Raw genomic sequence first — 21320 nt, forward strand, 5'->3', positions numbered from 1 at the left:
CATGGCCTTCACCTGCACGGTCCCGGCGGTCCCCACCGTGCTGGCGGACGACGACCGGGTGAGGATCACGCGCTGGGACTTCACGCCCGGCGCCACCACGGGCTGGCACGAACACGCCATGCCCTACGCCATCGTCATGGTCACGGCCGGCACCATGCTGGTCGATGCGGGGACGGGGGAGCCGGCGCGCGTCGTGCTCGAGGCCGGCGCCGCCTATTCGCGCCCCGCCGGGGTCCGCCACGACGTGATGAACGGCGGCGAAGCCCCGATGAGCTTCGTCGAGGTCGAGCACAAGGGCTGAGCCACGGCCCGCCGCGGGCGCCATCCGCCACGGCCGCGGGCGCCATCCGCCGCAGGCGTCCCCGGTGCCGCTGCGGCGGGTTCGCCATATGTAGCTCCCGTGGGGGCCCGGTCCGGCCCGCGCGGGACCGCGGGCGCGGGATGGAGGCCGGATGCATCTGCCGATGGGGCTCGAAGCCCTGAACTTCGCCATGGCGGGAGCCCGCGAAGGGTTCGGCCCCTTCCTGGGGGTATATCTCCAGCACCAGGGTTTCGACCCCGCCAGCACCGGCTTCGCCATGAGCCTCGCCGGGCTCGCCGGCGTGGTCGCCACGACGCCGCTCAGCGCCCTCGTCGACCGGATCGAGGTGAAGCGGGGCGCCGTCGGCCTCGCCGTGGCGATGATCGCGGCGGGAGCCGTGCTGATCGTGCTGACCCAGTCGCTGTGGGTGGTGGCGATCGGCCAGGTGCTGATCGGGATCGCCGACACCAGCCTGGCGCCGCTCGTCTCGGCCCTGACGCTCGGCATCGTGGGACGCTCCCGCTACCCGGCCCAGGTCGCCCGCAACGAGACCTTCAACCACGGCGGCAATGCCGTGAACGCCGCGCTCTCGGCCGCCCTCGGCTACTGGCTGGGCCTCGGCTGGGTGGCGCTGGCCATCGGTGTCATGGCGGCCGCCACCGGCGCGGTCGTGTCGCGCATCGATCCCGCCACCATCGACCACGAGGCCGCGCGCGGCGGCGATCCGGGGTCGCGCTCCGCTGTCCGGGCCCTGTTCGGCAGCCGGCCGCTGCTGATGCTGGGCTTCGCCGCCTTCGCCTTCATGACGTCGAGCGGCGCCATGCTGCCCTTCCTGGCCCAGGCGCTGGTGAAGTCCGGCCACGACCCGAGCCTCACGACGGGCGCCATGACGGTGACGGTGCAGGTCGTGATGGTGGGCGCCGCAGCCCTCGTGCCGCGCTTGGCGGCGCGCTTCGGCAACGTCGCCGTGCTGGCGGCGGCGCTCGCCCTCGTGGTGGTGCGGGCGGGCCTGCTGGTGTGGAGCCAGGCCCTGCCGATGATCGGCCTCGTCGAGGTGCTGGAAGGCCTCGCCATGGGCTTCGCCGGGGTCGCCATCCCGGCGCTGGTCATCGACGTCATGTCGGAGTCCGGCCACACCAACGCAGGCCTCGGCGGCGTCATGACGGCCTACGGGGCCGGAGCCGCGCTGAGCCCGGTGCTGGCCGGCCTCGTGGCGCAGTTCGCGGGCTTCCCGGCCGCCTTCGCCACGCTGGGCGGGGTCGCGCTGCTCGGGCTGGCGGGCTGGATCGTCGGCTGGCGGCTCGCCCGGCGGAGCGACGCCGCGGGTCAGGGCGGCGATGCCGGCGCGGGCGAGGCCGTGCCGGAAGGCGCGAAGGGCGGGACATGACGGCCCGGCAAGGCGGGACGGGCCCGCGCAGCGGGGCGGCGCCGCGCCGCGCCGCGGCCGCGCTGCCGGCCTTCCTGCTGCTCTACGGCGCGCTCTACGCCGCCTATGGGACGGAATCGGCCTACCTGCCGGCCTTCTTCCAGGCCCATGCCCTGCCGGTCCAGAGCATCGGCACCGTGCTGGCCGCCGGAACCGTGGTGCGCATCCTGGCGGGGCCGGCGGCGGGCCGCCTCGCCGACCGGCTCGGGGCGCGCCGCGGCGTCCTGGCCGCCGCCGCGGGCCTGTCGGGCCTCGTCGGCACCGCCTATCTCGGCGCCTACGGGCTCCTGCCGCTGCTCGCCGTCTGCCTCGCCCATTCGGCCGTGACGGCGCCGCTCGCGCCCCTGTGCGACGCCCTGGCGGTGCCGGCCGCGGCGGGCCCGCGCGGCTTCCGCTACGGCTGGGTCAGGGGGGCGGGTTCGGCGGCCTTCGTCGGAGGCACGCTGGCCTCGGGCCAGCTCGTCGACCGCTTCGGCCTCGCCTGCATCATCGTGGCGAGTTCCGCGCTGTTCCTGCTCATGGCGCCCTGCGCCGCCCGGGTGGCGGCCCCGGCCGAGCCGGAGGGGGACCGGACCGAGCCCGCGGCCGGCTCCGCCGGTGCGGCCGGCTCCAGCGGCGGATCCGGGGCCTTCGGGAGGCTGCTGGCCATCCCGGCCTACCGGACGCTGCTCGTCGTGGTCAGCCTCGTCATCGGCAGCCACGCCCTCAACGACGCCTTCGCCGTCATCACCTGGCGGGACGCCGGCTACGACGGCACCGTGGTGAGCCTGCTGTGGTCGGAATCGGTCGTGGCGGAGGTCCTGGTGTTCTTCCTGCTCGGCCCCTGGCTCATCGACCGGCTCGGTGCCGCGGGGGCGGCGAGCCTGTCGGCCGCGGCCGGCATGCTGCGCTGGGGCGTGATGGGGGCCACCAGCGCCCTGCCGGCCCTCGTCGCCGTCCAGTCGCTGCACGGCCTGACCTTCGCGCTGCTGCATCTCGCCGCCATGCGGGTCATCGGGGCGGCGGTCCCGGACCGGCTTTCCGCCACGGCGCAATCGGTCTACGGCACCTTCGCGCTCGGCACCGCCTCGGCGGTGCTGACCTTCGCGTCCGGCTACCTCTACGGCGCCGTCGGGCTCCGGGCCTTCTGGGCCATGGCGGCGCTCTGCGCCATGGCGCTGCCCTTCGCCAGGGGGCTCGCCGCCGAGGCGCCCGCCGGGCCGAAGCCGCGCGAAAACGGGTGACAAGCGGCGCCATGCGTTGTAGGAGGCGCGCTCAACTCACAACAGCGAGCCGAAACGCTGCAGCCTCGATGCTGCGACCGGCGAAGGACCCGACACCATGGACATTCTCGCGATTCTCGACGCCGAAGAGGCGCAGCGCGTTTCCGCCGGCAAGACTATTCCGGAGTTCCAGCCCGGCGACACCGTCGTGGTGAACGTGAAGGTGAAGGAAGGCGAGCGCAGCCGCGTGCAGGCCTACGAGGGCGTCGTCATCGCCCGCACGGGCGGCGGCCTGCAGGAGTCCTTCACGGTCCGCAAGATCTCCTACGGCGAGGGCGTCGAGCGCGTCTTCCCGGTCTACTCGCCGAACATCGATTCCATCAAGGTGGTCCGCCGCGGCAAGGTGCGTCGCGCCAAGCTCTATTACCTGCGCGACCGTCGCGGCAAGTCGGCCCGTATCGCCGAGCGCGTCGACACCGCCGCCAAAGCCAAGAACCTCGCCAAGGCGAAGCAGAAGAACGAGAAGAACGCCAAGGCCACTGCCGCCGAGTAAGCCGGCCTCCTACATATCGATCGGCGACCGGCCGGGCAGATCCGAGACCGGCCTGCCCGGCCGCTCGCCGTCCGGCGAGCGGCTCCGGCCCACCGTCGGCTCCTCCGGCCGTGGGCAGCTTCGAACGCGAGCCCGTGCCGCCGGCCGAGAGGGCCGGACGGGCGCCGAGGGATGGGACGATGGTTGAGACTGCCGCGCGGGGACCCCGCACTCTCTACGACAAGATCTGGGACGACCACGTCGTCGACCGTCAGCCCGACGGCACCTGCCTGCTCTACATCGACCGCCACCTCGTCCACGAGGTGACGAGCCCGCAGGCCTTCGAGGGCCTGCGCATGGCGGGGCGTCGCGTGCGCTCGCCGAGCCGCACCCTGGCCGTCGTCGACCACAACATCCAGACGACCGACCGCCGCGGCGGCATCAAGGAGCCCGAGTCGCGCCTGCAGGTCGAGACGCTCGCCGAGAACGTGCGCGAGTTCGGCATCGAATATTTCGACCAGTTCGACAGCCGGCAGGGCATCGTCCACATCATCGGGCCCGAACAGGGCTTCACCCTGCCCGGCACCACCATCGTGTGCGGCGACAGCCACACCTCGACCCACGGCGCCTTCGGGGCGCTGGCGCACGGCATCGGCACGTCGGAGGTCGAGCACGTGCTCGCCACCCAGACGCTGATCCAGGCCAAGGCCAAGAACATGCTGGTGGAGGTGAACGGGCAACTGCCGCCCGGCGTCACCGCCAAGGACATCATCCTCGCCATCATCGGCGAGATCGGCACGGCGGGCGGCACCGGCTACGTCATCGAATATGCGGGCGAGGCCATCCGCGCGCTGTCGATGGAAGGCCGCATGACGATCTGCAACATGTCGATCGAGGGCGGCGCCCGCGCCGGCCTGGTAGCCCCCGACGAGACGACCTTCGCCTACCTCGAGGGCCGCCCCAAATCCCCCACGGGCGAGACCTGGGACGCGGCCCTGCGCTACTGGCGGACGCTGAAGTCCGACGAGGGTGCGCATTTCGACAAAGTCGTCCGGCTCGACGCCGCCGCCCTGCCCCCCATCGTGTCCTGGGGCACCAGCCCGCAGGACGTGGTCTCGGTCGCCGGCACGGTGCCGAGCCCCGACGCGGTGGCGGACGAGACCAAGCGCGCCACGATGCGCCGCGCGCTCGACTACATGGGCCTCAAGGGCGGCGAGCGCATCACCGACCTGCAGATCGACCGCATCTTCATCGGCTCCTGCACCAACGGCCGGATCGAGGACCTGCGCGCCGTCGCCAGGATCGTCGAGGGCAAGCGCGTCGCATCGTCGATCAGCGCCATGATCGTGCCGGGTTCGGGGCTGGTGAAGCTCCAGGCCGAGCGCGAGGGGCTCGATCGGATCTTCAAGGAGGCGGGCTTCGACTGGCGCGAGCCGGGCTGCTCCATGTGCCTCGGCATGAACCCCGACAAGCTCAGCCCCTACGAGCGCTGCGCCACGACCTCGAACCGCAACTTCGAGGGCCGGCAGGGCCACAAGGGCCGCAGCCACCTCGTGTCGCCCGCCATGGCGGCCGCCGCCGCCATCGCGGGGCATTTCGTCGACGTGCGCGAGATGGCGGACTGAGCCTCCGCGGATGAAGCCCCTCCCCTGGAAGCGGCGAGACGTGTCTCGCCGCTTCCAGGGGCCTTCGGGCCCAGGTCCGCATCGTCCACAGATCCTGATGTCGCCCGCACCGGGCGATGATCCAGCCCGACGCCCGCCCGGCCCCGCCGGGCGGGCGTCGTCGTTCCGGAGGGTGGCCGGAGCCCCGCGGGCAAGGCTTCCTTAACGCTGTCGGCGTCAGGTGGGACGACGATCCACCGGGACGGGACACCGCAGCATGAGCAGCAGCATCATCGTCGAGGACCGCATCCTCGCCCGCGTCGCGCGCGACGCCGTCGGCCAGGACGACGGCGCCACCTCGGCCGTCGAGCGCGCCGAGACCGCGTTGCGCCGGGCCGTGACGGCGTTGCGCGACATGGGCATCGCCGCCACCCGGCAGGTGACGCAGGCCGTGCGCGACGACATCGCCATCGTGCTGGCCGAGGGCGCGGTGCCCGCCACCCCCGTCCTGCTCGCCGCCTGACGGTTCCGCTCCCGGCGCCTGGCGCCGGCCCGATCAGGGTTCACGGTCGACCAGGGATCCTCGCCGGTGGGACGTCATCGCCCCGCACGCGCGCGCCGCGCCGACCCTCACGGCCCGTCGGGCTTCAGCGCGAGGTCGCCCGGCGGGATGGTGACGTCGGCGAGCGGCAGCGGCGGGATCGGCTTGTCCGGGAAGGTCGTCTGCCAGCCGCCGCCGAGCGCCTTGTAGAGGGCCACGAAGTCGGTCGAGATGTTGGCGGTGGCCTGGCTGAGGTTCACCTCGGCATTGAGCACGTTCTGGCTGTTCTGCAGCACGGTCGTGAACGTGTCGACGCCCTGGGTGTAGCGGGTCCGCGCCAGTTGCAGCCCGCGGCGCGCGTCGGACACCTGCTTCTGCAGGAAGGCGCGGCGGCCCTCGTCGCCCTTGAGCGCCGCCAGCGCGTTGACGACGTCGTGCCAGGCCTGCAGCACCGCCTTCTGGTAGGCGATGGCGGCCTCCTGCTGGCGCGCCTCGGTCAGGACGAGGTTGGACCGCAGCCGGCCGCCGTCGAAGATCGGGATCGAGATCGACGGTCCCACATTCATGTATTGCAGGGAATTGCCGCGGAACACCTTGCCGGGGTCGAGCGCGTTGAAGGACGGCGAGCCCGTGATCGTCACGGTGGGGAAGAACTCCGCTTCCGCCACGCCGATCTGGGCGACGGCGGCATGCAGGCTGGCATCCGCCTGGCGGATGTCGGGCCGGCGGATGAGCAAGTCCGACGGCACGCCGACCGGCACCTTCGGCGGCACCGGCGGGATGGCCTTGGCCGTCATCAGCTCCTGGGACAGCGTCAGGGGCGGCTCGCCCAGGATCAGGCCGATGGCGTTGACGGCCTGGATCTCCTGCTGCTGCAGCTGCGGGATGTTGGCCCGGATGCCTTCCACCTGCTGGGCCGCGCTGGCGACGTCGAGCCCCGTGACGAGACCGCCCTTGGCCCGCAACTGCACGATGTTGAGGATGTCCTGGTTGACCTTGGCGTTGGCCTGCTCGATGCGGATCTGCTCCTGGATGCCGCGCAGCTGGACGTAGTCGCGCGCGAGTTCCGCCAGGGCCGAGATCAGGGTGCCGCGCCGCTGCTCGGCCGAGGCGTCCGCCTGGGCCTGCGAGGATTCGATGTTGCGCCGGACCCGGCCCCACAGGTCGAGCTCCCAGGAGGCGTCGAAGCCGGCCGTGTAGCTTTCGAAGGGATTGCCCAGCGAGGTGGCGCCGCTCCCGCTGCCCCCATTATTGCCGGCATTGTTGCCGTTGAGGACGCCGGACGGGATCAGGCTGATGATGCCGTTCTGGCTGTACTGCTGGCGGTAGATGGAACTGGCGCCGTTGACCTGCGGCAGGGCGGCGGCGGCGGCGGTGCCGAGCTGGGCCCGGCTCTCGGTGAGCCGCGCCGTCGCGGTCTGCACGTCGAGGTTCTGGGTCGCCACCCGGGCCTCGAGCCGGGCCAGCACGGGGTCGCGGAACACCCGCCACCATTCGGCATCGGGCTCGGCCGCCGTGGTCTTGGCGAGGATCGGCAGCGGCGAGCGCACCTTGGTGCCGTTGTCGAGATAGGTCTTGCTTTCGACGATGGGCGGCAGCGGCGACACGTATTCCGGGCCCATGGCACAGCCGGCGAGCAGTGCCGGCGCACCGAAACCCCCGAGCACGGTCGCGGCGCGCAGCAGCGCCCGCGAGACTGGGCTGGTCCGCGCCATGGTCAGTGCCCCCCGCCGCCGCCGCCCGCCGCGGTCTTCTTGGAGATGAAGAAACACAAGGGCACCACCATGAAGGCCAGGACGGCCGAATATTGGAACACGTTGTTGTAGGCCAGCACCGAAGCCTGGCGCATATAGGTCTCGTAGGTATGGGACACGGCCTGGTCGTGCACCGAGCCGGCCGCGCGCCCGAGCGTGCGCAACGTCGCCTCCGACTTCTGGATCAGCTCGTTGTAGCCCTGGTTCAGCGGCGTCATGAACTTCGACAGGTGGGCCTGGTCGGCCTGCCGGCGCTCGGTGACGAGCGCGGTCGCGACCGAGATGCCGATGGCGCCGCCCACGTTGCGGAACATGGAGAAGAGCGCCGCCCCGTCGCTGCGCATGGTCTGGGGCAGCGTCAGGTAGGCGATGGTCGAGATCGGCACGAAGAGGAAGCCCAGCGCCGCCGTCTGGAACGAGCGCATCTCGACCAGCGTCCAATAATCCACCTGGGGGACCAGCCGGCTCGAATACATGAGGGCGATGCCCATGATGGTGAAGCCCGTCATGACGATGTAGCGGGTCGGCACGAAGGTCATGAGCCGGCCGACGATGGGGATCAGCACGATGACGACGATGCCGCCGGGCGACAGGATGAGGCCGGACAGCAGCGCCGTGTAGCCGAGCTCCTGCTGGGAGAACTGCGGGATCAGCACCGCCGAGGCGTAGAGGATCATGCCCATGGCGGCGATCAGCACGCAGCCCATGGTGAAGTTCCGGTCCCGGAACACGTCGAGGTCGATGATGGGCTTCCTGGCGGTGAGCAGCCAGCAGATGGCGCCGAAGATGCCGATGAAGGCCAGGATCGCCATCACGACGATGAAGGGCGAGCCGAACCAGTCGTCGTCCTCGCCCCGGTCGATCATGATCTGCATGGCGCCGAGGCCGAGCGTGATGAGCGACAGGCCGATGAAGTCGATGCTCTTCGCGCCCTTCTTCTGCTTCTCCTTCTCCCACGGCGGATCCTCGACGAGGATGTAGTTGACGATCACCGCCACGATGCCGACCGGGATGTTGACGTAGAAGATCCAGCGCCAGTCGAGGTGCTCGATGAGGTAGCCGCCGAGCGTCGGCCCCAGCACCGGCGCCACGATGGTGGCGATGGCCGTCACGGCGAAGGCGGCGCCGCGCTTGGCCGGCGGGAACGTGTCGAGGATGATGGCCTGCTGGTTGGGCTGCAGGCCGCCGCCGAAGAAGCCCTGGAACAGACGGAAGATCACGAGCTGGCCGAGGCTCTGCGAGATGCCGCACAGGAACGAGCAGACCGTGAAGGCGCCGAGGCAGATGAGGAAGTAGCGCTTGCGGCCGATCGTGTCCGACAGCCAGCCCGCCACCGTGAGGACGATGCCGTTGGCGACGAGATAGGCAGTCAGCGCGTAGGTGGCCTCGTCGCTCGACGCCGCCAGCGTGCCGGCGATGTAGGGCAGCGCCACGTTGACGATGGTGGTGTCGAGGATCTCCATGAAGGCCGCCAGCGTCACCGCGATGGCGATGAGCCAGGGGTTGTACTTCGGCTTCCAGCCGTTGACGGCGCCGACCCCGCCGTTGTCCCCGCCGCTCATTTCAGCGTCACGGTGGGCTCGACGCTGACGCCGAGCGGCAGGGGCTCGTCGGGCTTGAGGCCCGAGTCGATGACGATCTTGACGGGCACGCGCTGCACGATCTTGACGAAGTTGCCGGTGGCGTTCTCGGCCGGGAAGGCGGAGAACTTCGAGCCCGAGCCGTGCTGGACCGAGTCGACGTGGCCCTGCAGGTCGAGGTCGGGATAGGCGTCGACCGTGATCTTGACCTTCTGCCCCGGCCGCATGCCGTCGAGCTCGGTCTCCTTGTAGTTGGCCGTCACCCACACGTCCGGCGTCACCAGCGACATGATCTGCGTGCCGGAGGTGACGTAGTTGCCGGTATCGACGTTGCGGCGCGTCACCCAGCCGTCCTGCTGGGCCCGCACCACCGTGAATTCGAGGTTGAGCTCCGCCTGGCCGAGCTGGGCGACGTTCTGTTCGGCCTGGCCCTGCAGCTGGTTCACCTGCGTTTCGGACTGGCCGATGCTCTGCGTCACGGGTTCGGCCTGGGTGACGCGCGCCTGTGCCTGGGCCACCTGGGCCTCGGCCTGCTGCTGGCCCGAGGACGTCGTGTCGACCTCCTGCTGCGTCGTGGCCTGCCGCGGCAGGTTCTGCTGGCGGCGGTTGTTGGCTTCCTGCAGCTGCAGCTGCGCCTTGGCCGACAGGAGGTTCGCCTGGGCGAGCTGGAGCGCCGCCGGGAAGTTCTTCTTGGCGATCTCGACGCCAAGCTTCTGGTTGGCGATCTGCGCCTTGTCGCTGTCGACGCGGCCCTTGGCCTGGTCGCGGTCGAAGGCGAAGGGCCGCGGGTCGATGTGGATGAGCGGGTCGCCCTTGTGGACGAACTGGTTGTCGACGACGTCGAGCGAGATCACCTGGCCCGACACGCGCGGCGCCACCGCCACGATGTAGCCGTCCGTATAGGCGTCGTCCGTCGAGATGAGGTTCTTGTGCGTGAAGTAGTAATACACCGCGTAGGCCAGCCCGAGCAGCACCACGATGCCGACGATCGTCAGCACCAGCGGGCGGCGACTCTTGCGTCGGTTCTGCGATTCTTCGCTGTCCTTGCCGGTCGGCTTGTCGCCGCCGTCCGCCTCGCCGTCCTTGCCCTTCTTGTCATCGCCTTTCTTGTCGTCGTCCGCCTTGCGGTCGTCCCGCCCGCCGCGATCCCGCCCGCCGCGGTCTTGTCCGCCGCGATCCTGCCGGTCGTCCTCGTCCTCGTCCGCCCGACGCCGCTCGCCGCGCGACCTGCCGTCCCGGTCATCGCGATCGTCGTCCCGGCGGTCGTCGTCGCGGCGGCGGTCGGCGTCGCGGCCGCGCGGGCGGTCGTCGGAACGCCGGTCCCCGTCGTCCTCGTCGAGGTCGCGCGCATGTTCGGCACCGCGCCCCCCGTTGCGGCGCTCGCCGGCGCGGCCGATCTCGAGCACGTCGCGTCTGGCGCGGCGGCGGGGCGGGGCGCGGTCGTCGTCCTGCGCATGGGCCTCGTCGGCGTCGCTCGGGGTCATCGTAGGCTCTTCCGGGGCTTGCGGGCCTCAGGCTCGGGGCTAGGCGATGCGGGGCGGTTCAAGTACCGTGACACATGCGTAACCGAACCCGCGGGTTCGGATATAAGGCAAGCGGATGTCCGCCAAGTCAAGCCGATCTCCCGCCGCCACCTGCATGGAACCCGGGCCTGTGCCCCGCGGGGCACGCCGGCGCGACGCGATCGTCGGGGTCGCCGAGGGCGTTTTCCTCGCCCAGGGCTTCACCGAGACCACCATGCGCGACATCGCGGCGCGGGCCGGCGCCTCCAAGGAAACGCTGTACCGGCACTTCGGCAGCAAGGAAGGTCTCTTCGCCGAGGTGGTGAGCAACCGGGCGCGGATGTTGCGCGGGCGCCTCGACGCCGATCTCGAACGGCCCAACGCCCTGCCGGCGGTGCTGCGCGACTTCGGCATCAACCTCCTCGAGGCCATGACGAGCCCGGAAGTCTCGGCGCTGCTCCGCCTCGTGGTGGCGGAGGCGCCGCGCGACCCGGCGATCGGGCGCATCTTCTACGCGCTCGGGCCGGAGCGCACGCGCGAGCGGCTGACGGAACTGCTGGAAGCGGCCCGGTCGCGCGGCGAGTTCCTGGGCGACAAGCCCGGCCTCGCCGCCAGCATCTTCCTCGGCGCCGTGACGTCCCAGGCCCACACGGCCCGCCTCGTGCTGCAGGACCCGCCGCCCATGGGGCGCGACGAGATCGAGGAGCGGGTCACCGAGGTCGTGGCCATGTTCCTGCTGCGCTACGGCCGGCCCGCGGCGGGATGAGGCCGCCGGCCGTTCAAGCGGCGAAGCCCGGGTCCTGCAGGGCCAGCACGCGTTTGACGCTTTCGAGGTGCAGCCGGGCGCTCTCGGGGTCGCCTTCGCGCATCTGGGCGGCGGCGCGGCGGGCGACCGCGGGGTCGACGATGCGCAGCGGCCGGCCGGTGCCCAGCGCCTTCACCTGAACCTCGGCGGCCCGCTCCAGGTAGTAGAGGTCGTCCCAGGCCTCGGCGATGGTCGGCCCCGTCACCATCACGCCGTGGTTGCGCAGGAACAGGATGTCGGCCTCCCCCAGCGTCGCGGCGATGCGGTCGCCCTCGGCCTCGTCGAGCGCGAGGCCGTTGTAGACGTCGTCGACGGCCGTGCGGCCGTAGAACTTGAGCGCCGTCTGCCCCGCCCAGGCGAGCGGTTCGCCTTCCACCATGCTGAGCGCCGTCGCGTTCGGCATGTGGGTGTGGAAGGCCGCCCGCGCCCGCGGCAGCCGCGCGTGCAGCCGCGCGTGGATGTAGAAGGCCGTCGCCTCCGGGCGCCCCTCGCCCGCCAGCACGTGGCCGGCGAAGTCGCAGACGAGGAGGCTGGATGCCGTCACCTCGCAGAAGGCGAGGCCGTAGGGATTGACCAGGAACAGGTCGTCGCGCCCGGGCACCAGGGCGGAGAAGTGGTTGCAGATCCCCTCCTCCAGCCCGAGCCGGGCCGCCATGCGGAAGCAGGCGGCGAGGTCGATGCGCGCCCGGGCCAGGGCGTCGCCGTCGATCTCGCCGGGGTCGTTGGGGGCCGGCCGGGCGGCCGGGCGGAGTTCATGGGCCATGGGGACGCTCTCCTCGCCGCGCCACGCTACAGCCAACCGGCCGCCGCCAACAGGTCCGGCAGCCCGTCGAGGCTCGGCAGCACGGCCGCGGGCCGGTAGCCGTCGGCGGGCCGGCGCCCGGTGCCGCGGTCGATCCACACGTCGCGGATCCCCAGCGCCCGCGTGGCCACGAGGTCGAGATGCGGGCTGGCGCAGACATGCAGCACCGCGTCGCGCCGGACGCCGATCGCCGCATGGGCGACCTCGAAGATGCGGCGCGCGGGCTTGTAGGCGCCCGCCTGTCCAGCCGTGACCACGCGGTCGATGTGGCCGCCGAGCTGCGCCACGTTTCCCGCGATGATGTCGTCGTCGGTGTTGGACACGATGCAGAGGTCGAAGCCGTGCCGCTTCAGCGTCGCCAGCGTGCCGACCACTTCGGGGAAGGGCGGCATGCGGGCGATCGCATCCACGAGGGTCGCGGCGTCGCCCGGCCCGACCGCGACGCCGAGGTCCCGCAGCGCGCGGTCGAGCGCCTCGCCCACGATGGCCTTGAAGGCCCGGTGGGGTGGGGTCTGCTCCAGCGCATGCTCGTGGCGGTCGTAGGTGGCGATGAGCCGCTCGGCATCGATCGCCGTCCCCTTGCCGGCGAGGATCTCGGCGACGGCGGCGCGCAGGCCCTCGTCCCACTGCACGAGCGTCCCGTAGCAATCGAAGGTGATCCAGGTCGGGCGAGGTCCGGTCAGCATCGCGATCTCCTTGGACGGGCGATGCCGGAGGGTGTATCGCGGGGTTCGCCCATTCGGAAACGAGATCTCTCGATGGCTTCCATCGACATCGCAAATGCCGCGACGCTCGACCTCGACCTGCTGCGCACCTTCGTGGCGGTGGTGGACGCGGGCGGCTTCACCCGCGCCGCCGAGCGCGTGCACCGGACGCAGTCGACCGTCAGCCAGCAGATCCGCAAGCTCGAGGACGACCTCGGACGGCGGCTCATCGACCGGGCGGGCGCGGTGCCGTCCGTGACCGAGGAGGGCGAGATGCTGCTCGGCTACGCGCGGCGGCTGCTGGCCATCGCCGCCGAGGCGCGCGATGCCCTGCGCGAACCCGGCCTCCGGCCCGTGCTGCGGCTCGGCGTGCCGGAAGACTTCGCGGGGCGGCGGCTGACGGACCTGCTGTCCGGCTTCGCCCGGGCCTGCCCGGAGCTGCGGCTCGACACGACGAGCGGCTGGAGCGTCGAGCTCCGGCGCCTGCTGGAGGCCGGGGACCTCGACCTGTCCCTGATCAAGCGCGAAGCCGGCGAGGGTCCCTGTCTCGCCCGCTGGCCCGAACGCCTGGCCTGGGTGTCGGGGCGGGACGCCGACCTCGGCGCCGACCCCGTCCCGTTGGCGCTGTTCCCGCAGGGCTGCGTCTACCGCGCCCGGGCCATCGCGGCGGTCGAGGCACGGGGCCGGCGCTGGCGTGTCGCCTTCGTGGGCCAGGGGCTCGCGGGCGTGCAGGCCGCCGTGGCGTCCGGCCTCGGCATCGGCCTGCTGCCCACCGATGCCGTGGTGGCGACCCACCGGCGCCTGGATTCGGCGCAGGGCTTCGCGGATCCCGAGCCGACGGAACTCGCCCTCGTGGCCCGGGGCGGCCGCCCGCCCGACGTGGCGGGCCGGCTCGCCCGCTTCCTGGCGGACGGGGTCGGGTCGCTGCTGCGACCCTGACCCGTCACTTCGCCGCCGACGTGCCTCCGGCCGGGTTGAAGGCCGGGAAGAACTCGTGGCTGGCGAACAGCAGGGCGGCGATCACGACGACGAGCAGGACGAGCAGGAGGCCCATGCGGCGGGGGGTGGGCGACACGGCGGCTCCTTCGGGCACGGGATCGGGACCGCCGCCAACGTCGCCGTCCCGTCGCGGGTTGCCGGGCCGCGCCGTCGGAGCGCCCTAGCGCGTGATGGCCGGCGCGCCGGCCGGGACCGGCAGGGTCGGGAACAGCACGTGGTCGAGCAGGAGCCACAGCACGATGGCGAGGACGATGACCCCCACCACCCACCAGATGCGTCGGTCGATGCCCGTCATGGTCCCTTCCCTGCGCGCGGCCTATGCCGAAAGAACGCGGAAATGCGCGCCCGGTTGCCGACGGTGTCGGACCGGGTGACGGTCGGCCGGCACGACCGAACGGCGGCGGCGAACCGCCCACCGCCATGAGCGGTCGCGGTCCAGCCGTCCGGGCGATGATGCCGGACCCTGGGCGCGGGCCTCGCGGCAGAGGCCGACCCAGGGGATGTCTCGGGCGGTCGCCCTCAGGACGCGAGGGCGATGCCGGCGCCGCCGGGGGCGCGGATCTCGAGGTCGACCTCGAGGGTCGAGAGCGTGTCGCCCTTGGCCATCTTGACCCGGACGTTGTCGCGGTCGATCGCGCAGTGCTTGGCGATGACCTGGAGGATCTCTTCGCGCAGGATGGCGACGAGATCGGAGCGGCCGACGAGCGAGCGCTCGTGGGCGAGCAGGATCTGCAGCCTTTCCCGCGCGACGGGCGCCGAATCGCGGACGCCGAGGAACTTCAGCAGTTTCATGCGGCCTTCCTTCCGAACAGCATGCCCATCAGGCTCTTCTTGTCGCGCGGGATCGTCACGTCGAGGCTTTCGCCGCGGAGGCGGCGGGCGGCGTCCATGTAGGCCTTGGCCGGGGCGCTCGCCGGGTTGTTCAGCGTGACGGGGGCGCCGACGTTGGAGGCGCGCAGCACGTCCTGCGATTCCGGGATGATGCCGAGCAGCGGGATCGACAGGATCTCGAGCACGTCCTCGGTCTTGAGCATGTCGCCGCGCTGGGCGCGGGCGGAATCGTAGCGGGTGAGGAGCAGGAGCTTCTCCATCCACTCGCCGCGCTCGGCTTTCACGGTCTTGGAATCGAGCAGGCCGATGATCCGGTCGCTGTCGCGCACCGACGACACTTCGGGGTTGGTGACGATGATGGCGAGGTCGGCGTGGCGCATGGCGAGCTGGGCGCCGCGCTCGATGCCGGCCGGGCTGTCGCAGATCACCCAGTCGAAGCGCTGGCGCAGCTCCTCGATGACGCGGAACACGCCCTCCTCGGTCAGCGCGTCCTTGTCGCGCGTCTGCGAGGCCGGCAGCAGGTAGAGCGTCTCGCAGCGCTTGTCGCGGATCAGCGCCTGGCTGAGGTTCGCGTGGCCCTGGATGACGTTGACGAGGTCGTAGACGACCCGCCGCTCGGCCCCGAGGATGAGGTCGAGGTTGCGCAGCCCGACGTCGAAATCCACCACGACCACGTTCTGCCCGCTCTGCGCCAGTGCGGCCCCGATGGCGGCCGTCGACGTGGTCTTGCCGACGCCGCCCTTGCCCGATGTCACCACGACGACCTGCGACATGTACCTGTCTCCTTCGAATGCCATATGATTCAGTCCAGGCCCGCGATGACGAGGGTGTCGCCGCTGGTCCAGGCCTGGATGGCCCGGCCGCGCAGCTTCGCGTCCATCTCGTCCGCGGTCTTGTAGATGCCGTCGATGGCCAGCAGCTCCGCATGGAGCTTCGAGCAGAAGATCCGGCCGTCCTTGTGGGCGAAGCCCGCCATGGCGCGGCCCCGCAGCGTGCCATAGATGTGGATGGAGCCGCCCGCCATCACCTCGGCGCCCGACGCCACCGAACCCAGGATCGTCACGTCACCCTCGGCGAAGGTGATCGACTGGCCGGAGCGTACCGGCTTGTCGACGATCAGCGAGGGTACGCTGCGCGGCGGCTGGGCGGCGAGGGCCGCCGCCAGCGCCGCGGCATCGGGCGAGGCCCCCGGCAGCGGCTCGCCGCCCGGCGGCAGCGCCGGGGCCGAAGCCGGCCGGCCGTCGGTCACCACCGGCGGCAGGCGCGCCACGTCGACGCCGAGGACGGTGGGGTCCGCCCCCTCGATCGCCATGACGCGGATGTTGCGTCCCTGCAGCTTATCCATGAGGTGCAGGAGCTGGTCGCCCTCGCCCGGCATGGCGCTGAGGTCGGCCACCACGGGGCGGCTGGTGAAATAGCCCGGCGAGCGGCCGAGCAGGTCATCGAGACCGATCAGCCAATCGTCGATGGGAGGCTCGGGCCGCAGCACCAGCGCCATGAGCGAGCGGCCGCGGAACCGGACAGGGGTGGAGGGGGTGGCCGAATCCGTCATGCCGCTTAACGATCCTTTAATGGGCTGATCTGACGCCAAGGCGGTTAACAGAGCGTTAAAGATGGTTAACGGTCTACCCCATCGGCGGAAGTTTTCCCACCCGCCCGGGGCGCCCCCGCCCGGCCCGGCGCGGCGCCCGGCCCGGCGCGGCACCCCGCTCGGTTTCATCGGGCCCGGCGCGAATGCCATTCCAACGGCTCCGTTCGTGTTCTAGAACCCGTCGTCGCGTTTGCCGATGCCGGCCGCCGGGAAAGGTTGTCCTGCCATGTCGTCCCCCTTCTTCATCTGGACCATGCAGCGCACCGGCGGCACGTCGCTGACCGAACTGCTGATGGAGATGTCCGAACACCGCAGCGCCGAGCACGAGCCGTTCAACTGGGCCAAGAAGCAGCCGCGCCAGTTCTGGCCCATCACGGAAGCCTGGAACAGCAGCCACAATGCCGAGGTGCTGCGGGCCTCGCTGGAGGGCCTGTTCGCGCAGCGCTACCTCATCAAGCACTGCTACGAACTGCTCAGCATGTCGTTCAACATGCACCTGCTGCAGGTCGCGGCCGCGACGCCCTACCGCCACGTCGTCCTGCGCCGCCGGGACGAGCCCTCGCGCCTGGTGTCGAAGTTCATCGCCGAGTCGCAGGGCACGTGGTTCAAGGACTACGCCCGCAAGGTCTTCACCCAGGTGGCCGAGGGCGACCGCAAGCTGGCGCCCCTGCCGATCGACCGCGTGGTGGGCCACTACCGGCACAGCGAGGATTCCACCACCTTCATCAACGACACGCTGGCCTCGCTCGACGTGCCCCGCCTCGAGGTCTGGTACGAGGACCTCTACACGGGCGGCCGCGAGGCGCGGCTCGCCCACCTCCACCGCCTGTTCGACTTCCTGGGCTTCACGCCCGAGGAGGTGGCCGAGCACCGCGCCCTGATCGACGAGAAGATCTTCCAGAGCGGGCAGAACACCCGCTCGGTGGCGAGCCTGCTGCCCAACCTCGGCGAGGTGCTCGAAGCCCTGCAGGCCGCCGGATGCGACATCGGCCAGAGCCCGCTCGCCGAGGGCGTGTCGCTGCCGGGCCACGCTTCCGGGCCGGCGGGCCCGCGCGACCGCATCGCGCGCGAATGCGCCATCTTCGCCCAAACCTACGGCGCGACCGGCCCCTACCTCGAGATCGGCCACGAGGGGCCGCAGCATGCGGTGCTGAACCACGCCGATTTCTCGGGCGCCGACCGCCATTTCGTCGGCCCGCGCGACGGGCGCGCCCGCGACGGCGTGACGGCCCGCGTCGCCGACCCCAACGACCTGTCCGGGGTCTTCGCCGACGGGCAGTTCGGCACGGTGCTGTGGGTCAACGGCCTCGCCCACGACAAGCGGTTCTGGCGCACCATGGACGAGATCCGCCGCGTGCTGAAGCCCGGCGGCACCCTGGTGGTGGTGTCACCCGGCTTCTCGAAGAGCGCGGGCCAGACCGGCATCAACATCACGGGGCAGAAGGGCAACGCCATCGCGGATGCCACCATCACGTATCGGGTGCACGACGCGCCCGACTATTGGCGCCTGAGTCCGCAGGGGCTGCGCGACGCCGTCTTGGACGGGTTCACGGTGCGCGAGGTGCGGGTGATGATGATGCCGCCGCGCCTCTTCGGCATCGCCACCAAGCCGGACTGAGGCAGGAGGCCCGGGGCCGGCCGGGCCCGGGAGGGGCTCGCCGGCGGGAAGGAGGTTGGAGGCGAGAAGGCTCCGACACCTCAGCGCCGCCCGCCGTCGATGCCCGACGCCGACTCTCGAACGGCTGTTCCGCCGAAGCCGATCCTCCCGCCCGGGCAGCGGCGCCGCCAGGGGGAGCGGCGAGGCGGCCGCGGCGGTGCCACACCGCCGCGGTTCCGGCTTCAGTGGGCCGGCAGGGCTGCGCGGTCGGCGGCGCGGGCCGGGATGGATTCGATCCGCGCCATGCCGGCCTTGACGGCCGACTGGACCTTCTCGAAGGCCCGCACCTCGATCTGGCGCACGCGCTCGCGCGAGATGTTGAACTCGTCCGACAGCTGCTCGAGGGTGATGGGGTCCTCGGCAAGGCGCCGGGCCTCGAAGATGCGCCGCTCGCGCGCGTTCAGCACCTTCAGCCCGTCCACCAGCGCGTCGTGGCGGTTATGCTTCTCCTCCTCGTCGGCCAGGATGACTTCCTGGCTGGTGGAATCGTCGACCAGCCAGTCCTGCCACTCGCCTTCGCCGTCCTCGCGCATCGGCGCGTTGAGCGACGTGTCGCCGCTGAGGCGGCGGTTCATGTCGATCACGTCCTGCTCGGAGACGCCGAGCTTGGTGGCGATGGTGGCGACGTGCTCGGGGCGCAGCTCGCCCTCCTCCAGCGCCGAGATCTGGCTCTTCGCCTTGCGCAGGTTGAAGAACAGCTTCTTCTGGCTGGCGGTGGTGCCCATCTTCACGAGCGACCACGAGCGCAGGATGTATTCCTGGATCGAGGCGCGGATCCACCAGATCGCATAGGTGGCGAGGCGGAAACCCTTGTCGGGCTCGAAGCGCTTCACGGCCTGCATGAGGCCGACGTTGCCCTCCGAGATCACCTCGCCGATCGGCAGGCCGTAGCCGCGATAGCCCATGGCGATCTTGGCCACGAGGCGGAGGTGGGACGTCACGAGTTCCTGGGCGGCGTCACGGTCCTCGTGCTCGCGCCAGCGTTTCGCCAGCATGTATTCCTGCTGGGGCTCCAGCATGGGGAATTTGCGGATCTCGTTGAGGTAGCGCGTGAGCCCGCTTTCACCCGAAATGATCGGAAGCGCATAGGCCATGATGTTCTCCTTCTGGAGCCCGCAGGACGGCGGACCCCGGCAAGCGCCCCTAGAACAGCGACTCGCCAACCCCGTCTTATAGACGGCCGAGGGCAGCGCCCGTATGGCCAATCGTCGACATGGCGAAGAATTAATGCGCCGTCGCCGCTGTCCGCGATGTCGGCCAACGCAGCGGAATCGAGGATCGATCCCGGGCGCGACGATCCGACGGGGCGACGCGCGAAAACGGCGCAGGACCGTCCGGGTCGCCTGCGCCGCACCTGTCGCCGGGAGGGGCCGGGGCCATCTGCCCCCGGCACCGCCGCATCCCGCGTGTGTCGCCCGGGCGCCGTCGTGTCCGACCGCGCCGCGACGGACCAGGCGAGCCGGTTCCGACGCTACGACGAGGGTCTCAATGCCGGAGCTTGGCCATCTCGTCCTTGAGGCCGAGCTTCTTGCGCTTGAGTTCGGTCAACCTGACGGGGTCGGAGGCCGGGTGGGTCTTTTCCACCTCGATCTGCTTGTCGATCAGCTGGTGGCGCCGGCTCAATTCAGCGATATGGCCCTGCAAGGACATCCTGAACTCCCTGTTCGATCGCGCGACATGACGGCGCGACGACGGAAGAATGACACGGCGGCGACACCGCACAAGATGCCCGGCGCCGCCGCGACTTCACATCTGCGCGATCTGTGCCGCCAGCCTTGACGCCCGGTGCATGTCACCGTTCGGAAGCGACCCGTCCGGCGCGCCGGGGGATCGCGCCGGGCCCGGGACCGGTGAGCGGATCGACGCGTCGGCGGCTCAGCCCTGGCCGGAGATGCGCTCCAGCACGGCACCGCACTGGCCGAGCTTGTGCTCGAGGTGCTCGAAGCCGCGGTCGAGGTGGTAGACGCGGTTCACCGTGGTCTCGCCTTCGGCGGCCAGCGCCGCGATGACGAGCGACACCGAGGCCCGCAGGTCGGTCGCCATGACGGGCGCGCCCTGCAGGCGCTCGACGCCGTCGACGATGGCGGCATCGCCGTCGAGCCGGATCCTGGCGCCGAAGCGCGTGAGCTCGCCCACGTGCATGAAGCGGTTCTCGAAGATGGTCTCGGTGATGCGGGAAGAGCCGGCGGCCCGCGTCATCAGCGCCATGAACTGCGCCTGGAGGTCGGTCGGGAAGCCCGGGAACGGCGCGGTCGAGATGTCCACGGGAAGGATGCCGTTGCCGTTGCGCCAGACCCGCAGGCCCGTGGACGAGCTGTCGAGCGTCGCGCCCGCCTGTTCCAGCGCGCCCAGCGCGCCGGTGAGGAGGTCGGCGCGCGCGCCCTCCAGCATCACGTCGCCGCCCGTCATGGCGACCGCCATGGCATAGGTGCCGGCCTCGATGCGGTCGGGCAGGACGGCGTGGCGCGCGCCGTGCAGCCGGGCCACGCCGTCGATCTCGATCGTCGCCGTGCCGGCCCCGGCGATGCGGGCCCCCATCTTGTTGAGGCAATCGGCGAGGTCGACGACCTCGGGCTCGCGGGCGGCATTGTGCAGCGTGGTGCGGCCCTCGGCGAGGGCCGCCGCCATCAGCGCCGTGTGGGTCCCCCCCACCGTCACCTTCGGGAAGTCGATCTCGGCGCCGCGCAGGCCGCGCGGCGCCCGGGCGATGGCGTAACCGTTCTCGATCGTGAGGCTGGCGCCCAGCCGCTCCAGCACCATGAGCAGCAGGTCCACCGGCCGGGTGCCGATGGCGCAGCCGCCCGGCAGCGACACCTTGCACTCGCCCATGCGGGCGAGGAGCGGGGCGATGACCCAGAACGAGGCCCGCATGCGGCTGACGAGGTCGTAGGGGGCCGTGGTGTCGACGATGCGCTCGGCCCGCAGATCCACCGTCTGGCCCGACTGCATCTCCTCGCCGGGGCGCTTGCCCTTCAGCGTGTAGTCGACGCCGTGGTTGCCGAGGATGCGGACCAGCAGGTTGACGTCCGCGAGGCGCGGCACGTTCTCCAGCGTCAGCGTCTCGTCGGTGAGCAGGCTGGCGATCATCAGCGGCAGCGCCGCGTTCTTGGCGCCCGAGATGCGGATGATGCCGTTGAGCTTCTGCCCCCCGACGACGCGAATGCGGTCCATGTGTCCTCGCTCCGGGCCGGCGCGGCGATGCGCGCGCCCTGTCTGTTGCCGGCGATCAGCCCTCGGGCACGGGGTCGGGAGCGCGCGGCGGCTCGCGCCGAGCTTCGTCCCGCGCCCTGGTCTGGGCCTTGCGGCGCTTGAGGTTGGCGCGCAGCGCTTCCGCGCGCCGGTCGAGCCTGGCGCGGTCGGCGGGGACGACCGGCGGCCTGCCCGCGTCCTCGTCCTCTCCGGCCGAACCCATGCCGCCTCCGTCGCGTGCCGCCCCGCCCCGCGGGGCGCGGCGAGCCGTCATAGGCGGTCGCGGCAGAGGCGGCAAGC

Annotated in this window: 23 protein-coding genes; 9 read left to right on the forward strand and 14 right to left on the reverse strand. The window is 71.4% G+C overall.

The features are described from left to right. Nucleotide 1 precedes the first annotated feature (1 nt). The 6 genes from D3272_RS21560 (at nt 2) to D3272_RS21585 (ending at nt 5588) form a co-directional block, all read left to right on the forward strand. Nucleotides 2-301: a cupin domain-containing protein gene (locus D3272_RS21560; RefSeq protein WP_129221278.1), complete on the forward strand. Its 300-nt coding sequence runs from the start codon at nt 2-4 to the stop codon at nt 299-301. Between the two features lie 151 nt (nt 302-452). After that, on the forward strand, nt 453-1688 hold the full coding sequence (locus D3272_RS21565; protein WP_129221279.1) for an MFS transporter: 1236 nt from the start codon (nt 453-455) through the stop codon (nt 1686-1688). After that, nucleotides 1685-2950, forward strand: coding sequence for an MFS transporter (locus D3272_RS21570; protein ID WP_129221280.1), 1266 nt, complete (start codon nt 1685-1687; stop codon nt 2948-2950). The genes D3272_RS21565 and D3272_RS21570 overlap by 4 nt, the downstream gene beginning before the upstream one ends. 97 nt (nt 2951-3047) lie before the next feature. Beyond that, on the forward strand, nt 3048-3482 hold the full coding sequence (rplS, locus tag D3272_RS21575; RefSeq protein WP_129221281.1) for a 50S ribosomal protein L19: 435 nt from the start codon (nt 3048-3050) through the stop codon (nt 3480-3482). Nucleotides 3483-3661: 179 nt separating this feature from the next. Then, on the forward strand, nt 3662-5086 hold the full coding sequence (gene leuC, locus D3272_RS21580) for a 3-isopropylmalate dehydratase large subunit (RefSeq protein ID WP_129221282.1): 1425 nt from the start codon (nt 3662-3664) through the stop codon (nt 5084-5086). 256 nt (nt 5087-5342) lie between these two features. Then, nucleotides 5343-5588, forward strand: a complete 246-nt coding sequence (locus tag D3272_RS21585; protein ID WP_129221283.1) for a hypothetical protein — start codon at nt 5343-5345, stop codon at nt 5586-5588. Between the two features lie 107 nt (nt 5589-5695). Here D3272_RS21585 and D3272_RS21590 read toward each other — a convergent pair whose 3' ends face one another. The 3 genes from D3272_RS21590 to D3272_RS21600 are packed head-to-tail and all read right to left on the reverse strand — an operon-like array spanning nt 5696 to nt 10424. Then, nucleotides 5696-7321 carry an efflux transporter outer membrane subunit gene (locus tag D3272_RS21590; protein WP_129221284.1) on the reverse strand — a complete coding sequence of 542 codons (1626 nt, stop codon included), beginning with the start codon at nt 7319-7321 and terminating at the stop codon, nt 5696-5698. A gap of 2 nt (nt 7322-7323) precedes the next feature. Next, on the reverse strand, nt 7324-8922 hold the full coding sequence (locus tag D3272_RS21595) for a DHA2 family efflux MFS transporter permease subunit (RefSeq protein WP_129221285.1): 1599 nt from the start codon (nt 8920-8922) through the stop codon (nt 7324-7326). Further along, nucleotides 8919-10424, reverse strand: a complete 1506-nt coding sequence (locus D3272_RS21600) for an HlyD family secretion protein (protein ID WP_165361460.1) — start codon at nt 10422-10424, stop codon at nt 8919-8921. Before D3272_RS21600 ends, D3272_RS21595 begins: the two co-directional genes overlap by 4 nt. Nucleotides 10425-10593: 169 nt before the next feature. Between D3272_RS21600 and D3272_RS21605 the strand changes: the two genes are divergently transcribed. Then, a complete protein-coding gene (locus tag D3272_RS21605) occupies nt 10594-11208 on the forward strand; it encodes a TetR/AcrR family transcriptional regulator (RefSeq protein ID WP_165361461.1) in 615 nt (204 codons plus the stop codon). A gap of 13 nt (nt 11209-11221) precedes the next feature. Here D3272_RS21605 and D3272_RS21610 read toward each other — a convergent pair whose 3' ends face one another. Then, entirely contained in the window at nt 11222-12010 is a 789-nt protein-coding gene (locus D3272_RS21610; RefSeq protein ID WP_129221287.1) for an aldolase, read from the reverse strand. A 26-nt stretch (nt 12011-12036) separates the two neighbouring features. Further along, complete coding sequence (locus D3272_RS21615; protein ID WP_207210279.1) at nt 12037-12735, reverse strand: haloacid dehalogenase type II; 699 nt, start codon at nt 12733-12735, stop codon at nt 12037-12039. A 72-nt stretch (nt 12736-12807) separates the two neighbouring features. Here D3272_RS21615 and D3272_RS21620 point away from each other — a divergent pair, with 72 nt between their 5' ends. Further along, nucleotides 12808-13692 (forward strand): LysR substrate-binding domain-containing protein, encoded by an 885-nt coding sequence (locus tag D3272_RS21620; protein ID WP_129221288.1) that lies wholly within the window; start codon nt 12808-12810, stop codon nt 13690-13692. A gap of 4 nt (nt 13693-13696) precedes the next feature. On the opposite strand, the gene D3272_RS28235 is transcribed toward D3272_RS21620, so the two are convergent. The 5 genes from D3272_RS28235 to minC form a co-directional block, all read right to left on the reverse strand. Further along, the gene (locus D3272_RS28235) at nt 13697-13828 is read right to left on the reverse strand and encodes a hypothetical protein (RefSeq protein ID WP_281010992.1); all 132 of its coding nucleotides are present in this window, start codon (nt 13826-13828) and stop codon (nt 13697-13699) included. Between the two features lie 84 nt (nt 13829-13912). After that, nucleotides 13913-14047 carry a hypothetical protein gene (locus D3272_RS28240; RefSeq protein WP_281010993.1) on the reverse strand — a complete coding sequence of 45 codons (135 nt, stop codon included), beginning with the start codon at nt 14045-14047 and terminating at the stop codon, nt 13913-13915. Nucleotides 14048-14271: 224 nt separating this feature from the next. Further along, the gene (minE, locus tag D3272_RS21625) at nt 14272-14544 is read right to left on the reverse strand and encodes a cell division topological specificity factor MinE (protein ID WP_129221289.1); all 273 of its coding nucleotides are present in this window, start codon (nt 14542-14544) and stop codon (nt 14272-14274) included. After that, nucleotides 14541-15356, reverse strand: coding sequence for a septum site-determining protein MinD (gene minD, locus D3272_RS21630; RefSeq protein ID WP_129221290.1), 816 nt, complete (start codon nt 15354-15356; stop codon nt 14541-14543). The genes minE and minD overlap by 4 nt, the downstream gene beginning before the upstream one ends. A 29-nt stretch (nt 15357-15385) precedes the next feature. Continuing rightward, complete coding sequence (gene minC / locus D3272_RS21635; protein ID WP_129221291.1) at nt 15386-16135, reverse strand: septum site-determining protein MinC; 750 nt, start codon at nt 16133-16135, stop codon at nt 15386-15388. A gap of 265 nt (nt 16136-16400) precedes the next feature. Here minC and D3272_RS21640 point away from each other — a divergent pair, with 265 nt between their 5' ends. After that, nucleotides 16401-17792, forward strand: a complete 1392-nt coding sequence (locus D3272_RS21640; protein ID WP_165361462.1) for a class I SAM-dependent methyltransferase — start codon at nt 16401-16403, stop codon at nt 17790-17792. 221 nt (nt 17793-18013) lie between these two features. Here the strand turns inward: D3272_RS21640 and rpoH are convergent, their stop codons facing one another. From rpoH to D3272_RS21660, 4 genes are all read right to left on the reverse strand, one after another. Beyond that, nucleotides 18014-18925, reverse strand: coding sequence for an RNA polymerase sigma factor RpoH (gene rpoH / locus D3272_RS21645; RefSeq protein WP_129221293.1), 912 nt, complete (start codon nt 18923-18925; stop codon nt 18014-18016). Between the two features lie 391 nt (nt 18926-19316). After that, nucleotides 19317-19481 carry a YdcH family protein gene (locus tag D3272_RS21650; RefSeq protein WP_129221294.1) on the reverse strand — a complete coding sequence of 55 codons (165 nt, stop codon included), beginning with the start codon at nt 19479-19481 and terminating at the stop codon, nt 19317-19319. A gap of 225 nt (nt 19482-19706) precedes the next feature. After that, entirely contained in the window at nt 19707-21002 is a 1296-nt protein-coding gene (gene murA / locus D3272_RS21655; RefSeq protein WP_129221295.1) for a UDP-N-acetylglucosamine 1-carboxyvinyltransferase, read from the reverse strand. Nucleotides 21003-21057: 55 nt separating this feature from the next. Continuing rightward, complete coding sequence (locus D3272_RS21660) at nt 21058-21243, reverse strand: hypothetical protein (protein WP_129221296.1); 186 nt, start codon at nt 21241-21243, stop codon at nt 21058-21060. Nucleotides 21244-21320 lie beyond the last annotated feature (77 nt).

The sequence above is a fragment of the Lichenibacterium ramalinae genome (genome assembly GCF_004137085.1).
In the GTDB taxonomy this organism is placed as follows: Bacteria; Pseudomonadota; Alphaproteobacteria; order Rhizobiales; family Beijerinckiaceae; genus Lichenihabitans; species Lichenihabitans ramalinae.

What these genes read in the sequence shown, in the direction of transcription:
- D3272_RS28240 (WP_281010993.1), bottom strand. Translation starts at nt 14,047, where the DNA reads ATGACGGGCATCGACCGACGCATCTGGTGGGTGGTGGGGGTCATCGTC.
- leuC (WP_129221282.1), top strand. Translation starts at nt 3,662, where the DNA reads ATGGTTGAGACTGCCGCGCGGGGACCCCGCACTCTCTACGACAAGATC.
- D3272_RS21595 (WP_129221285.1), bottom strand. Translation starts at nt 8,922, where the DNA reads ATGAGCGGCGGGGACAACGGCGGGGTCGGCGCCGTCAACGGCTGGAAG.
- rplS (WP_129221281.1), top strand. Translation starts at nt 3,048, where the DNA reads ATGGACATTCTCGCGATTCTCGACGCCGAAGAGGCGCAGCGCGTTTCC.
- D3272_RS21610 (WP_129221287.1), bottom strand. Translation starts at nt 12,010, where the DNA reads ATGGCCCATGAACTCCGCCCGGCCGCCCGGCCGGCCCCCAACGACCCC.
- D3272_RS21615 (WP_207210279.1), bottom strand. Translation starts at nt 12,735, where the DNA reads ATGCTGACCGGACCTCGCCCGACCTGGATCACCTTCGATTGCTACGGG.
- murA (WP_129221295.1), bottom strand. Translation starts at nt 21,002, where the DNA reads ATGGACCGCATTCGCGTCGTCGGGGGGCAGAAGCTCAACGGCATCATC.
- D3272_RS21590 (WP_129221284.1), bottom strand. Translation starts at nt 7,321, where the DNA reads ATGGCGCGGACCAGCCCAGTCTCGCGGGCGCTGCTGCGCGCCGCGACC.
- D3272_RS21585 (WP_129221283.1), top strand. Translation starts at nt 5,343, where the DNA reads ATGAGCAGCAGCATCATCGTCGAGGACCGCATCCTCGCCCGCGTCGCG.
- D3272_RS21660 (WP_129221296.1), bottom strand. Translation starts at nt 21,243, where the DNA reads ATGGGTTCGGCCGGAGAGGACGAGGACGCGGGCAGGCCGCCGGTCGTC.
- D3272_RS21640 (WP_165361462.1), top strand. Translation starts at nt 16,401, where the DNA reads ATGTCGTCCCCCTTCTTCATCTGGACCATGCAGCGCACCGGCGGCACG.
- minC (WP_129221291.1), bottom strand. Translation starts at nt 16,135, where the DNA reads ATGACGGATTCGGCCACCCCCTCCACCCCTGTCCGGTTCCGCGGCCGC.
- minE (WP_129221289.1), bottom strand. Translation starts at nt 14,544, where the DNA reads ATGAAACTGCTGAAGTTCCTCGGCGTCCGCGATTCGGCGCCCGTCGCG.
- rpoH (WP_129221293.1), bottom strand. Translation starts at nt 18,925, where the DNA reads ATGGCCTATGCGCTTCCGATCATTTCGGGTGAAAGCGGGCTCACGCGC.
- D3272_RS21600 (WP_165361460.1), bottom strand. Translation starts at nt 10,424, where the DNA reads ATGACCCCGAGCGACGCCGACGAGGCCCATGCGCAGGACGACGACCGC.
- D3272_RS21620 (WP_129221288.1), top strand. Translation starts at nt 12,808, where the DNA reads ATGGCTTCCATCGACATCGCAAATGCCGCGACGCTCGACCTCGACCTG.
- D3272_RS21560 (WP_129221278.1), top strand. Translation starts at nt 2, where the DNA reads ATGGCCTTCACCTGCACGGTCCCGGCGGTCCCCACCGTGCTGGCGGAC.
- D3272_RS21565 (WP_129221279.1), top strand. Translation starts at nt 453, where the DNA reads ATGCATCTGCCGATGGGGCTCGAAGCCCTGAACTTCGCCATGGCGGGA.
- D3272_RS21570 (WP_129221280.1), top strand. Translation starts at nt 1,685, where the DNA reads ATGACGGCCCGGCAAGGCGGGACGGGCCCGCGCAGCGGGGCGGCGCCG.
- D3272_RS21650 (WP_129221294.1), bottom strand. Translation starts at nt 19,481, where the DNA reads ATGTCCTTGCAGGGCCATATCGCTGAATTGAGCCGGCGCCACCAGCTG.
- minD (WP_129221290.1), bottom strand. Translation starts at nt 15,356, where the DNA reads ATGTCGCAGGTCGTCGTGGTGACATCGGGCAAGGGCGGCGTCGGCAAG.